The 13,964-nt window shown below is 58.6% G+C and carries 10 protein-coding genes and 2 rRNA genes; 3 read left to right on the top strand and 9 right to left on the bottom strand.

All coding sequences use genetic code 11. The features are described 5' to 3' along the window. Together rrf (ACI2KB_RS19685) and rrf (ACI2KB_RS19680) are read left to right on the top strand one after the other, a co-directional pair. Window positions 1-84, top strand: a 5S ribosomal RNA gene (gene rrf, locus ACI2KB_RS19685); the annotation flags it as partial. 109 nt (window positions 85-193) lie between these two features. Then, window positions 194-309, top strand: a 5S ribosomal RNA gene (rrf, locus tag ACI2KB_RS19680). A 127-nt stretch (window positions 310-436) separates the two neighbouring features. On the opposite strand, the gene ACI2KB_RS19675 is transcribed toward rrf (ACI2KB_RS19680), so the two are convergent. The 9 genes from ACI2KB_RS19675 to ACI2KB_RS19635 all read right to left on the bottom strand — a co-directional run bounded on the left by ACI2KB_RS19675 (window position 437) and on the right by ACI2KB_RS19635 (window position 12,913). Continuing rightward, window positions 437-2,920 (bottom strand): TonB-dependent siderophore receptor, encoded by a 2,484-nt coding sequence (locus tag ACI2KB_RS19675; RefSeq protein ID WP_404637028.1) that lies wholly within the window; start codon window positions 2,918-2,920, stop codon window positions 437-439. A gap of 107 nt (window positions 2,921-3,027) precedes the next feature. Further along, window positions 3,028-4,020 carry a FecR domain-containing protein gene (locus tag ACI2KB_RS19670; protein ID WP_404637004.1) on the bottom strand — a complete coding sequence of 331 codons (993 nt, stop codon included), beginning with the start codon at window positions 4,018-4,020 and terminating at the stop codon, window positions 3,028-3,030. Further along, window positions 4,017-4,517 (bottom strand): sigma-70 family RNA polymerase sigma factor, encoded by a 501-nt coding sequence (locus tag ACI2KB_RS19665; protein ID WP_404637002.1) that lies wholly within the window; start codon window positions 4,515-4,517, stop codon window positions 4,017-4,019. The genes ACI2KB_RS19670 and ACI2KB_RS19665 overlap by 4 nt, the downstream gene beginning before the upstream one ends. A gap of 234 nt (window positions 4,518-4,751) precedes the next feature. Then, complete coding sequence (locus ACI2KB_RS19660; RefSeq protein ID WP_404637000.1) at window positions 4,752-5,240, bottom strand: SRPBCC family protein; 489 nt, start codon at window positions 5,238-5,240, stop codon at window positions 4,752-4,754. A 33-nt stretch (window positions 5,241-5,273) separates the two neighbouring features. Continuing rightward, complete coding sequence (locus ACI2KB_RS19655) at window positions 5,274-8,726, bottom strand: non-ribosomal peptide synthetase (protein ID WP_404636998.1); 3,453 nt, start codon at window positions 8,724-8,726, stop codon at window positions 5,274-5,276. Beyond that, window positions 8,723-9,667, bottom strand: coding sequence for a diiron oxygenase (locus ACI2KB_RS19650; protein WP_404636996.1), 945 nt, complete (start codon window positions 9,665-9,667; stop codon window positions 8,723-8,725). Before ACI2KB_RS19650 ends, ACI2KB_RS19655 begins: the two co-directional genes overlap by 4 nt. A 42-nt stretch (window positions 9,668-9,709) precedes the next feature. Beyond that, window positions 9,710-10,486, bottom strand: a complete 777-nt coding sequence (locus ACI2KB_RS19645; RefSeq protein ID WP_404636994.1) for a DUF3050 domain-containing protein — start codon at window positions 10,484-10,486, stop codon at window positions 9,710-9,712. Between the two features lie 751 nt (window positions 10,487-11,237). Next, window positions 11,238-11,993 carry a thioesterase II family protein gene (locus ACI2KB_RS19640; RefSeq protein ID WP_404636992.1) on the bottom strand — a complete coding sequence of 252 codons (756 nt, stop codon included), beginning with the start codon at window positions 11,991-11,993 and terminating at the stop codon, window positions 11,238-11,240. A 176-nt stretch (window positions 11,994-12,169) separates the two neighbouring features. Next, complete coding sequence (locus ACI2KB_RS19635) at window positions 12,170-12,913, bottom strand: GntR family transcriptional regulator (protein WP_404636990.1); 744 nt, start codon at window positions 12,911-12,913, stop codon at window positions 12,170-12,172. Between the two features lie 328 nt (window positions 12,914-13,241). Between ACI2KB_RS19635 and lapG the strand changes: the two genes are divergently transcribed. Further along, a complete protein-coding gene (lapG, locus tag ACI2KB_RS19630; RefSeq protein WP_404636988.1) occupies window positions 13,242-13,952 on the top strand; it encodes a cysteine protease LapG in 711 nt (236 codons plus the stop codon). Window positions 13,953-13,964: the final 12 nt, after the last annotated feature.

Raw genomic sequence — 13,964 nt, 5'->3', positions numbered from 1 at the left:
TCCCATCCCGAACTCAGAAGTGAAACGATACATCGCCGATGGTAGTGTGGGGTTTCCCCATGTGAGAGTAGGTCATCGTCAAGATTCAATTGCAGAACCCCGTTTGCGAAAGCAGACGGGGTTTTGTCTTTATAAGTGAAGGTCACCGAATTTCGCTGACACGTTACCTGGTAACGGATCGGCTACAGAATTTCTTGACGACCATAGAGCATTGGAACCACCTGATTCCATCCCGAACTCAGAAGTGAAACGATGCATCGCCGATGGTAGTGTGGGGTTTCCCCATGTGAGAGTAGGTCATCGTCAAGATTAAATTCCGAAACCCCTGTCTGCTAACGCAGACAGGGGTTTTGTCGTTTCGGAGGCTCATAAATTAGCGAGACAAAAAAGCCAGCCTCTGCTGCCAAAGGCTGGCTGGGGTCAGCAGTCGCAGCTTTTAGAACTGGTAACTCACCGTCGCACTGACGTTGCGTTCTTCACCCATGTAGCAGAAGTTCAGGCTGGCGCACGACGCGACGTAACTCTCGTTGGTGAGGTTGTTTGCATTGAGCCGCACATCAACACCCTTCAGACCCACCTTGCTCAAGTCGTACCCCACCGAAGCGTCCCATAGCGTGTAGGAAGGCACCTTCAGGGTGTTCTCGGCGTCGACCCAACTCGAACCTACATAGCGCAAACCTGTGCCCAGACGCAGCCCATCGAGTACTCCACTGTTGAACCGGTAGTCACCCCATATCGACGCCATATGTTTGGGTGCCTGAGTCGGCGAATTGCCTTTGTTATTCACGTCGCTCACAGTGCTGGGCATTGATTTGGAATAGTCAATATCCGTCAGCGTATAGCTACCCAGAAGCTTCAAATTGTCAGTGAGCTGGACATGGGCTTCGAGTTCCAGTCCTTGAGAGCGAACCGCACCGATTGCGCGATAGAAGTTCTCTTGGGGCAGCTTCGTCGCCAGATTTTCCTGATCGATGCGGAACACTGAGGCCGTGAACAAGTTGTCGGTGCCCGGTGGCTGATACTTGATACCTGCTTCCCATTGCTTGCCATCAGTAGGCGCGAGCGGGTTGCCTGCACTATCCGAATACGAATTGGGGTTGAACGACTCGGAATAGCTGAGATACGGCGCAATGCCGTTATCGAACAAATAGAGCACCCCGGCGCGGCCAGTGGTTTTGGTGCGCTTGTCACTGATCTCGGTGCCTTCAGGGCGCCCAAACTCGGCGATACGGTTTTCGTCGGACGTCTCAACCCAGTCATGACGCAGGCCCAACGAGAAGCGCCATTTGTCCCATTCGATCAAATCTTGCGCGTACATGCCGGTCTGCTCCAGACGGCGCAGGTAACTGGTTGGGTCGTAATAGGTGATCTGCGAGTTGCCGTACACCGGGTCGAATGCGTTGATCGGCGCCAGTGAGCCGCTCTGCCAGTCGACGACTGTCTTGCGACGCTGGTAATCCGCGCCCACCAGGGTGGTGTGTTTGACCGGACCGGTAAAGAAGTCCGCTTGCAGCATGTTGTCGACGATGTACGAATGCAGGTGTTCATTCGCACCCGAGTAGTAGCGATTCAACTCATTACTCGTAGGGCTCGTCCAGCCGTAGCTGTAGACCTGATCCAGACTCACTTTCGAATCCAGATAGCGGAAGTTCTGGCGAGCGGTGAAGACCTCGTTGAAGCGGTGTTCGAATTGATAGCCGAAGGATTGCTGATTACGGCTGTAGCCATCAATCCCCGGTTCACCCTCAAAGAAGTGCTCAGAGATCCGCTGCCCATTGCGCTGATGCAGCACGCCGTCTGCCGGGTTGCCGCCGTGGTAGCCGCCTTCGGGGTCATGTTGCAGATAGGCCTGGAGTGTCAACGATGTATCTTCGGTGAAGTCGATGCTCAGTGTGGGGGCTAATGCGTAGCGCTTCTCTGATGCGTTATCGAACTGGGTATCGGATTTATCGGTCAGGCCCACCAGACGATAGGCAATGCTTTTGTCGTCATCCACAGGGCCGCTGAAGTCAAAGCCCACAACACGCTGGTTGTTGGACCCAACAGTGGCTTGAATTTGGTGATAGGGCTCATACAGCGGCTTCTTGCTGGTCAGTGCGACCAGACCACCCGGCGAACTGCGGCCATACAAAACTGATGAGGGTCCCTTGAGGATATCGACGCGTTCGAGGAAATATGGATCGACCTGCATTGTGCTGTACGTGCCGCTATCCCCCATGGACTTCAGGCCGTCGAGGTAAATGTTGTCCACCGACCCGTCGTTGAAGCCGCGCATCGCCACATAATCGTAACGGTGCGTCGCGCCATAGGGGTTGGTCAGCACACCCGGCGTGTAACGCATGGCCTGAGCAACGGTCTGTGCGCCCTGATCGTCCATCTGCTCGCGGGTCACGACTGATACCGATTGCGACGTCTCCAGCAGTGGGGTGCTGGTTTTGGTCGCGATCTGGCTGTGGGTCGCGTTGTAGCCCTCCATGCTGCCCAGCGCGTTACCCAATGCGAAGCCGCGCACGTCGGTGCTGGGCAATGCCATCGCCTGATCACTGACACTGCGCAACACATAGCTGCTGCCGTCCTGACTGACCGCTTGCAGACCGCTGCCGCCCAACAAAATGGCCAGGGCTTGATCGTTGGAGTAACTGCCTTGAAGGCCTGGGGACCTAAGCCCGACAGTCTGTTCTGGTGTGGTCGAGAGCATGATGTCGGCCTGGCGCGCGAACTGGTTCAGCGCATCGCCCAATGAACCTGCCGGGATTGAATAACTGCGCGCCGGATTGACGACGGCTGGCGTATCGGCCGCTAACGCATGCAGGGGCAGTACGCCAGCGGACAGCGTGGTGGAAATCAGCGCGGCGCGGATGGCTGAACCAAGCAGGGAGGGTTTGACTGCGCCTGAAGCGTATGTCTGAGGGGACTGCATTGCACACTGAAGCCGGGTCATTGCGGGTTCCGTTGAGTTCGGTGAGAGTAGGGGTACTGATCTCTAAGCCGGACTTGCGAACGAAACCCGCCAAAAATAATTGAACGTCATGCGTTGCGTTGCAGCGTCACCCACCAACGCGTGCGGTACTTGAGTTGTACCGGCAGTGTTTGCGGCAACATGGCCAGCAGCTTGTCGGTATCTTCCAGGCGGAACACGCCGGACAGGCGCAAATCGGCGATGTCTTGCGTGCAGCCCAAGTAGCCATGACGATAGCGCGAGACTTCGGCGAGGAAGTCACCCAGCCGCATGTTGCGCGTGACGATCAGGCCGTCAGCCCAAGCGCCGGGGTCCATGTCCAGTTGGGGTATCCGTTCCACTCGCTGTCCATTCACGGAGTAGCTTTGACCTGCCTGAACGGTCACCGAACCCTCACCCGGCGAGCGGATCAGCACGCTTCCCTCGGTCACACTGAGCCGCGTATGGTCCGACTCCTGACGAACCACGAAACGCGCCGACTGTCCCTCGAACACCCCGTGTCGACAACTGACCAGTAATGGCCTTGATGTGGCGCTCTGTGCATCGGCACCACATCTGACGAGAATTTCGCCCTTGTTCAACCGAATCAGGCGCTGGGTTGGACTGAAATCCTGATCCACAGCGGTGTCGGTATTGAGTCGCAGGCGCGTGCCATCCGTCAGCACGATCCCTCTGCGTTCCCCGACACCGGTAGAGAAATCAGCGCTCCACTGCTGCCAAGGGAGAACATCTCTGGCCAGGTACGCGCTCGCCCCCACGACTAAAACCCCTGACAACAGCTTCAACGCCTGCCTGCGGCCCAGCCGCTGGGCGCTGTTTTCCAGCGCATCAAACACCGCACCACCGGCAGGTAATGCCTGAAAGCGGCTGTGCAAATCGGCATTCATCGCCACGACACGCTGCCAGGCGCATTCGTGATCGGGGTGTGCAACACGCCATTGTTCACAGCGTTGACGCATGCGTGGACTCGCCGCGTGGTTGTTCAAACGCATCATCCATTCGATGGCCTGGCGCACCACGACTGGAGAGGGTTGATGGTCTCGCGCCGATGCCTGGCTCATTCGCCATACCGCAACTGATAGCAGTGATACAGCGCATCGGCGACGTAGCGTTCGACTGATCGCACGGAAATGTTCATCTGCTCGGCGATCTGCTTGTACGGTATGCCTTCGCACTGGGCCAGCAGAAAGGCCCGACGTACCTTGGGTTTGAGTCCGTCGAGCATTTTGGCGATGCTTTCCAGCAACTCGAATACCAGTTCACGGGATTCCGGCGAAGTTGTTTCGTGCTCAGGCAACTGGGCGAGGGCTTCGAGATAGGCACGTTCCAGTTCTTCACGACGCCAATGGTCGATGACCAGGCCTCGTGCGACTGTGCGCAGAAACGCTCTTGGCGCTTTCAGCTCCAGCCGTTCGCTGCGATTGATCAAACGAACGAAGGTGTCTTGGGCCAGATCGGCGGCATCGGCGGCGTTACCCAGCTTGCTGCGCAGCCAGCCGTTGAGCCAGCCGTGGTGATCGCTGTAGAGGGTACGCAGGGTCGCGTCGCAAGAGGGCATCGATACGCGCCATCCCCAGCGCTGCTCAAATGATAATTAGTCGCATTGTGTTGGGGTGGTTGATGATTTGCAACATTTGCATACTCGTATCTGCGGAGGTTTGTGGGAGTGAGCTTGCTCACGAAAGCATCAGTCCAGGCAGTGCAACAGCGACAGGGCCACCGCATTCGTGAGCATGCTCACTCCCACAGGTACAGTTCAGGGCTTGTTCAGCCACAGCAGCCCTATGGTGTATTAGCCAAACAGCTTCTGCACATTCCCCATGGCCTCATCAGCAAACCCCTGCAGGAACGCGCGAAACTCATCGGCGTTCATTGGGTTGCCGGCAGCGGGCTCCGCCACGATTGTCCAGGTGGCGACGCTGTTGTTGCCGCTACCCGGCGTCACCGTCATTGACGCCCAGAGATTGCCGACACCGAGGTTGTTGTAGATCGTGGTCCAGGTCATTGAAAACGCTTTGTCATTGCGCGAGTTCAGTTGCTCGACCACCTCAAGTCCGCCCTCCTTGAAGCGCTTGTGGCGAATGGCGCCGACGCCGTTGCCAATGACGTCGATGCTCTTCAGTGCGAGGACAAACTTGTCGAAGCCGCCAAAATTACCGACGACTTCCCAGACTTTCCGTGCCTCAGCGGCCACTGTCACTGAGGCCACTACAGGAGCGCCGACCGGGTTGGCCACCAGCGTGTCGGGTTTCAGGTTGACGAGGGTGTCGATTGCGTTCATGTCGTTCTCCATTACGTACGTGGGGTGTTGCGTTCAGATGAAGTCGATTTCTTTCAGGTAGTCGCAGCCCTTGCGCAGCAGCGCCGGGGATTTTTGCGGATAGCGTTCGCCCATGCGCTGCACTCCGGCGAGGGCGTTCTGGTAGGCAATCATCGAGATGTCGCCGATGTCTTCCTCGAAGCCGTCCAGGTAAAAGCCGAGCACGCCAAACAGTGCGTTCTGGCTGTCGACCCGGCTCAGTTGGGTCTGCCAGTGCGCAACGCTGACCATCTCGAATTCGCGCCCGGCTTCACGGAACGCGTCGACGTAACCGCTCCAGCTCAAAGGCTCGGGGTTGTGCAGGTTGAACACGGCGCGGGCGGGTTGATAACGGCTGCTGTGGAAGCCGATGAAACGGGCGAGGAAGTCCACGGGCATGAGGTCGAAAGTCATCGAGAAATCGGGGACTTGCCCCAACTGCATCGAGCCTTTGAGCATCAACATCAAACGATTTTTGTGCGGCTGACAGACACCCGTGACGCTGTTGAACGCGATGTTGCCGGGGCGATAAATGTTGACCCACGCGCCCTGTTCTCGGGCCTGCTGCAGAATGCGTTCGGCGACCCACTTGGACAGGTTGTAGCCGTTCTTGATGTAGATCGGCGGGGTGTCGGCGGCGGGCGCCTCCAGCACATTGCCATCGGCGTCAACGGCGCTGGAGGCCGAGAGTGTCGAGACGAAGTTGAACACCTTTTTGCTGCGACCTTCGCACAGGCGCAGGCATTCGAAGATCGGCGCGACGTTGTCTTTGGCCAGCGTTTCGTAATCCTGAACGTGATTGACGTTAGCGGCGTTGTGCACCAGCGCGCCGAACTCACGATCAAGCCGCTCGTACACCTCGTCGCTCAGGCCCAGTTGCGGCCGAGTGACATCGGCTGCGTAGACGCGCACCCGACTCAAGTCCAGATGTTCCAATCGATTCTCGCGCAGCGATTCGACGAAACGGTCCTGCGCGGTCAGCCCATTGCCCTCACGCACCAGGCACGCCACTTCGGTCGCACCCCACGCCAGCAACGCCTCAACGATGTGCACGCCGAGAAAGCCGTTGGCCCCAGTGAGGATGACCTTGTGCACATCCCCCAGCTTGCCCACCGGCATTATCGGCAGGTCGATGGGGGTGGTCGCGTCGTTGATCGCTTGAGGGCTGACGGTCCAGGTCGACGCACCTTCGGTATCGAGCAGTGACGCCAGATTGATCAGCGTGGGCGACTCGATGAAGCGGTTGATCGGGACGCTGCGCCCGAAACGCTCGCGAATCCCCAGCAGCATCTGCGAAAGCAGAATCGAATGGCCACCCAGATTGAAGAAGCTTTCATCAGTGGAAATGTCGCCCGGCGGCACCTCCAGTAAATCCGCCCACAGCGGCAGCAACAGGCGTTCATTTTCAGTTTCCGGCTGACGGCGGGGCGCCTGTTCGATCAGATTGATCGGCAATTGCAGCAAGGCTTTGCGATCGATCTTGCCGTTGTTCGCGAACGGCATGTTCGCAAGCTCCGTATAGGCCGCCGGGCGCATGTAATCGGGCAGCAGGCGTTCGACGTGGGCCTTCAGCCGATGGCGAGCGGCATCAGGTTCGACGCCGTGGGGCTGGGCGAGAAAGGCCAGGATCCGGCGCTGCTCATCCACCACCACGGCGACTTGGCGATACAGTTGGCTGTCGCGCAGGCAATGTTCGATTTCTTCCGGTTCAACCCGGAATCCGCGAATTTTCACCTGATTGTCTCGACGGCCCGACAGCTCAATGCCCTCGTCAGTCCATTTGCCGATGTCGCCCGTGCGATAGGCGCGCAAGGTCTCGCCGTCACCCAGGTCGATGTGCACATAGCGCTCGGTGGTGAGCGCCGGGTTATGGATGTAACCCAGCCCCACGCCCGGCCCGACGATGTACAACTCGCCCGGCGTTTGCTCGGCAACCGGCTGTAGCTGCTCGTCCAGAATCAGCAATTGACTGTTGGCGATGGGGCGCCCAAGGTTGCGGTTGCTACTGCCGGGCTGAAATTGCCCGGCGGTGATCAGCACCGTGGCTTCGGTCGGGCCGTACAAATTGTGGAACGCGCACTGCGACGCCAACCGCTCGATGACATACGGCTCGCAGACGTCGCCGCCTGTGCACAGGTGCTGGAGCGTCAGCGGCGTATCCAGCGGCAGAATGCTCAGCAGCGCAGGCGGCAGAAAGGCATGGCTGAGGTTCTGGCCCAGCAGCTCGACCAGTTGCAGCGGATCGCGTCGTTGATCCTCGTTTGCGACCACCAGTTCGGCGCCGCTGAGCAGGGTCGGGAAGATGTCGATCACCGATGAATCGAAACTCAAGGTCGAGAACTGCAATACCCGACTGTGCTCGCTGAGGCTGACATAGTCCGCGTACCAGGCCGTGAAATGACTGAGGTTGTGCTGACTGAGCATCACGCCCTTGGGATGCCCGGTGGTGCCCGAGGTGTACAGCGCCATGCACGGCGCATTGATTTCAGGCTCCCGTCGCATCAAGGACTGAGACGTTGGCGTGGGGGCGATGTCGCAGATGTTCAGCCCCGGTACGCATGAGTCGGCCAAAGGGTGTTGACCGTCGTGCAGCAGCAACGCCGCTTTTGCGTTTTCCAGAATGTACTGCTGGCGCTGCAAGGGCTGGCTGGGGTCGAGGGGCAGATAAACCGCGCCATACCCCAGAACGGCCAGAATCCCGGCAAACAGCGCAGTGGACTTGGGCAGGCAGATGCCGATCACCAACGGTTCGTTTTCGACCTGATCCAGCAACGCCGTCATGCGTTGCTGGATAGCCACCGCCTGGGCGCGCAGCGTGTCGTAGCGAATGTGTTGACCGTCGATTTCCAGTGCACAGCGTTCGCCAAATTGACTGAAACTGCGGTCCAGTCGCGCAACCAGAGACGACTGAGCGATGTTCAGCAGATGAGGCTCAGCGGTGTGATTGAAGCGGTGCTCGAAGGCCAGCCGGTCCAGCTTCTGCATGCCTTCCTGCCATTCACTGCGGGGCGGCTCGACCCGTTCGCTCCGGATGAAGTGCTCGGGGTCGCGAGAAAAGCGGCTGACCTGCAACGCAATGCTGTCGATCAGCGCCGCCACCGCGCTGTCGCGCAACTGGCGACCGTTGCCCGAAGGCTCGACAGGCACCGACTCCCGCACAATCAGACGTTGCGCAGTGGCCGACCCATACCAGCACAGCCATTCAACCTGCGGCAGCCCCGCGTGCATGCTGGGCGTCAGGCCGACTCGCAATCCAAGATGGACGGCGGTCTTGAAGGCGTGCAATCGGGCGCTCGACAATTCCAGCGTGCCGTCTTCGATGAGCATCGATACGTCGCTCAATGGGCTGCTTTCCAGCGCTTGAGCGTCGGTCAATGCGTGGATCTGGTGGCCATGGCTGTCGAGCGCCGCGCACAGTTCGCTCAACACCCGACTGTGGCCGATGAGCACAATCGCCAGGCGTTTCATTGCACACCTCCCACGGGCAAATAGTCAGCGAGGGCGTGTTGAACACAGGTCGAATCGAGCATCGAGCTGGTCTTGAAGAACCGCACGATATTGCCCACCAGCGGGTGATGCCTATTGATCGGGAAGCACATCGCCTGGGCTTCCTCCCGCAACGCCTGTTTGACCGATTCGGTGACGTCCAAGTGATCGATGAGCACGAAGTCAAAGCCTTTCTGAATGTCATTGGTCAAATATTGAGCAATGAACACCGGCATGATGTGCGCGATGGTTTGCCGGTCCTCTTCAGGCGCGGCGTTCCAGTAGATGCGCACCAGACGCGCCCAGAAGCCCGAATGGCGACCTTCGTCGAGCAGGTGATCGGCCATCAGGCCCTTGACTGATTGTTTGACCGTGTCGTCCTTGGCGAACGCGGCGACATCATTGGTCACGGTGTTTTCGGCAATGGCCACGCAGATCAGCTCGACAGCGCTGCGCAGATGATCGGGCGCCAATGCCAGCGCAGCGGGAATCGCCCGGCTCAATTCTATTTCCAGCGGCAGGTGGACGGGCTGAATACCGGTCAGGGCGATGGTCTGCTGCATGAAGTCCATGGCCACCAGCGCGTGATAATCCTCGTCGACCACAACGGTCATGGCGTCGTAGCGGCAGGCGAAGGGAAAGCGGATCGCGAAGTTGTCCTTGGCGATGCTGCGGGCGGTCTTGTCGACGATTTCCGTCTCGAAAATCACCACGTCGTTGATGAATTTGTACAGGCTCTGGATCAGCGCAAAGTCACGCAAATGCGGGCATTCGCGGGTGAACGTGTCGCTCAGCACCAACGGTTGGCGGCTCAGCGGATAGATGAGTTTGGCGTCGTTCTCGACGATGCGGCGCGGGCGGGTGCGGATCGTTGCGCGACCTTCCCAGGCATCGGCAAAGGACAGGTAATCTTCGGCTTTCATGATGTCGTCCTTGTGTTCTTGGCTGAGGGGATTGGCAGGCGCTTACGCGCTGACCTCAAGTGCCGGTTCGCGCATGCTCACGCGCAGGGCGTCCCACAGCGCAATGCGGCTTTCCACGGCGGCGATGGCTGCTTCGTAGACTTGTTGCTCGCGTTGCCCATCGCCGTCGACGAGGCGCGCCAGCAGTGATTCGGCTGCCGGGCCGTGGTCCTCGGAATCAACTTCGATGTGACGTTCCAGGTAGTAGCGGAAGGTTGGCGCTTGATTGGCGGTGATGCCCCAGTCGTCGAGGATGCGCTGGAACATCTGCGGGATGACGCTCTCGCGGCCATGCAAAAACGCTGCGGCGACGCTGTGGGCGGGGGCGTTGAGGGCGATATCCAGTGTGTCCCGAACGAAGCAGGCTTCGGCCTTGCCCGCTTTTACTCGCTCCAGCGCGGTTTGGTAGTGCACGCCTTCCTTTTGCAGCTCGACGAAGCGTTCGATTCGCGCCGTACTGGCGCCAACTTCGCGCATGGCGTCCAGATACAGTTCGAAATGGCTGTAATGACCGTGATCGAGACGATCATCGGATTCCTCGCCCAAGACGATTTCGTTGATCAGACGTGCGGCTTTCGGGTCTTTGGGCGGCAACCAGGGCAAGCGGGTGCAGGTCAGTTCCTGCTGCAGTCGCTTGGTCAGCGACATGAAGTCCCAGACCGCAAAAACGTGTGCCTCCATGAAGCGCCGAAGTACGTCAATTGAATCAATTTCGGAGAAGATTGGATGGGCGCTTAATTCGAATTTCTTGCGGGTCAGCAATTGTTTTTGAATGCTCATTGTGACGTCCTTGAAGTTAAAGTTTCCTGTTCAAGCCTTGGCGCTTATTGAAATCGGTCAAGCATTAATTGGGCGAATTGAGAGCGCCAAATAAGGGCCTGCCTAACCGATGGGCGAGCGCGAGCGACGAACAGTTCTTTCGTTTAATGGTCGTTGTCAATAACAGGCTTGGTACGTGGAAGTCGGAACAAGCCTTTGCTGTGCGGCCCGTGTATGAAGGGCTGCGCTGTCGTCTGTGGGGCGACGAGAAAACGTTAATTCACTTGTTAATTCGTTCGCAAACACTTTTTAATAATTTTTTACGTATATAAAACCGGGCGTGAAGTGTCCTGATAAAACTTCGGTCCAGAGTTTTATTTGAGTGAGCGCAACCCTTCCGACTCAATTGGGCCAGAATTGATAATAATGAACGAATGCCTCGTTCGGCATTGCGCGTTAACTGAATAATCGCTGTAGAAGGATTTTTGTGGGCGACGTAGATGGACATCCCTCATTACGTCTGCGCCCTGGCACTGCTCCTTTCGCTGCTCCATGAGAATTGCGTTTGCGGAACCGACAGCAGGGGGTTCACTGCCCGAGTGTGCCTGAAACCGAAAACTGCGCTCGGCTGGCGTGGGCAGATTTCACGTTAGATGAGGGTGTGTAGCAGACATGGCTTGCCTGCGGTGGCGAATGTGAGATCGCTGCCGCCGGCAAGCCGGACTGCTAAGGAGGGATGTGTTTGCCGAGTGGGGATGTGTGTCGGGGAGGGTCAGACGTCGAGCAGGCCCAGGTGGGTGTTGATAATGTGCAGCAGGCGATCGCGCTGCGAGATGAGGAAATTATGACTGCCGCGCACTTCAATCAATTCGAACTCGCGGCGGGTAAACTCGCGCCAGTTCATCATGCTGGTGGCGGTATCGACCGGGTCGTCACTGCCGTAAAGCGCGGTCAACGGGATGTCCAGGCCTTCATCAGGGCAGTGAGACCATAACTCCGAAAGCTTCAGGTCGCTGCGTATCACCGGTTCGAACAGGCGCATCAGTTTCTTGTCGTGCAGCATGGACTCCTGCGCGACGCCCAGTTTGATCAAAGCCTGGATGAAGTCGTCTTTGGGCAGGGTGTGCAGGTAAGGCGTCGGCTGGCGGCTGTCGGGACTGCGACAGCCGGAGATGAAGAGATGGCGGGTCAGACCGGGATAGTGAGATTGCGCCAGACGCGCCATCTCGTACGCGACTCGTCCGCCGAAGCTATGGCCATAGAACGCGTGAGGTTCGGTAAGGTAGGGCTGTAGCGCCAGGAAGGTATCTTCCAGCAACGGCGCCCACTGATCGTAAGGCGTTTCCTTGAGGCGACTGCCGTGGCCTGGCAGACGCAGGGTGACCAGCTCGATATGGTCGGCCAGGCCTTCGGACCATTCACGAAACTGCTCCGGATCGCCGCCCGCGTGGGGGAAGCAGATCAGGCGCGTCCTGACGGGCTGTCCGGAATTGACCACCATCAGCCATTTGCTTTTTTCAGCGTACACAGGGGTTCCCCAAGCCTGCGTGGGCAGACTACTGATATCCGTGGGGCCGGGTCCTTCGGCGCTGGCATCGCGTATCCGATGCTCAATAACCCCGTGCCTCATCCGACCAATGGCGGCCGCAAGCAGGGGGGGCGATGCTGGATCGTGAGCTGTCGCCGCTCACGACCGTCGAACCCTCATTGGGTGAGGGCGCGCTTCCTTGACGCCGAGGCGGGTTTGGCGACTTCCGCAGGTCGGCTATTCAAATACGTGTTGATGGCCGCCACACCACGATTCAAGTGGTGAGCCAGGGCGTCGATGGTGGATTTGGCGTCACCGGCTTCAGCCATGCGCAGCAATTCATAGTGGTCGTGCTGGGACAGCTTGCCCAACCCCATGTATTTGAGGTTGAAGCGCAGAAAACGCTCCTCCTCGTTCAGCCCGTCTTCCACCAGCTTGAGCAGACGTTTGTTGGTGGCCCGGGAGTATAGCGTCATGTGGAAGAGGCGGTTGAGCGTGCCCATCTTCGAATAATCGGTTTCGATTTCGAGCTGTTCGATGTAGCCGCGAGCGGTCTGGATGTCATCGGCGGTCAGCAGGGGAATCGACTGCCGTAGCGCCTCGGATTCCAGCAGAATGCGCAGTGCGTAGGCATCGGTGGCGTCTTCGTTGATCAGTGGCGCGACGACAGCGCCTTTGTGTGTTTCGACCCGCAGCAGCGACTGGGCTTCCAACTGGCGCAAGGCTTCGCGCACGGGCATGCGACTGACGCCAAACAGTGTGGCCAGCTCTTGCTGACGCAGGGCAACGCCCGCCGGGAGACGCCCGTCGAGTATCGCTGCGCGCAATTTTTCCTCGATCACCCCGCGCGCCAAATGCGCGGGCGGTTGCTCGCTACCGAGGATTTCCCGCAGAAATTGTTCTTTTTCAGCCCTGCGCATCGTCACTTCTTCTTTGCTGACCAGACATTGGATCCAATGGAACACTAGAGGCCGTATTCGGCCTTGTCAAACTTTGAAACATCTCTGACCTGCCTGCGGCGGAGCGCATTCTACAAGGCTTTATGGCGTTCATGTGTGTGGGGTGTTCTATCCTTTGAGCGATACGAGGCGTCGGAAAACGGTCGCCTGAACGCGGCATTCCAACGCTCACGTGCGCAGACAATCGAAGTCATTGATTCGCAAGCCAATGATCGCCAGATGCCATTATTTTCCTCGGTTGGAGCCTCGTCAGCGAGTACCTCCCGTCGACCCCTTTGGACTGACCGCATTGGCGATCCATTTCGCTGTTGACCGGCTTGCGCGCACGCTCTGCCAGGTATTGCTGGCGGGTGTCGTAGTGGCGAGTCTGGCAAATGCCGATTGGGACTTTTCATTGATCACGCGCCGGGCGACAGCACTGTACGGCCCGGCAACGGAGGGGCGGCACCGGATCGATGAGTGGAGGGCGATGCTCGCAGGACGTAAACCGGGCAATGATCTTGAGCTGTTGCAGCGCGTTAACCAGTTTTTCAACCAAGAGTTGCGCTACGTCGAAGACATCGATTTGTGGCACATGGACGACTATTGGGCGACGCCCGTCCAAGCGCTGTGGAAAGGCGCGGGTGACTGCGAGGACTTCGCCATCGCCAAGTATTTCAGCTTGCGGCAGTCGGGCATGCCTGCCGACAAACTGCTGATCACCTACGTCAAGGTGCTCAACCCGGAACGCGCGCACATGGTGCTGACGTATTACCCGGACGCCGACGGCGAGCCGCTGGTGCTCGACAGCCTGACCGACACCATTGAGCGCGCCGACGCACGTAAGGATCTGCTGCCGGTGTACGCCTTCAATGGCGAGGGCGTGTGGTTGCCGGACGCTACGGACGCCACGTTTGGCAGCAACAGCATTGCGGGGGATATCAAACAGCTGTCCCGCTGGCAGGACGTGTTGAACAAGATGAAAGCCGAAGGTTTTCCGGTCGAGGGCAACACGCCCTGAGCCATTTGCCAG

It is taken from the genome of Pseudomonas sp. NPDC088444 (assembly GCF_044900175.1).
In the GTDB taxonomy this organism is placed as follows: Bacteria; Pseudomonadota; Gammaproteobacteria; order Pseudomonadales; family Pseudomonadaceae; genus Aquipseudomonas.
The sequence above is the reverse complement of the archived record's forward strand: the minus strand, read 5'-3'. Positions and strand labels throughout refer to the sequence as shown.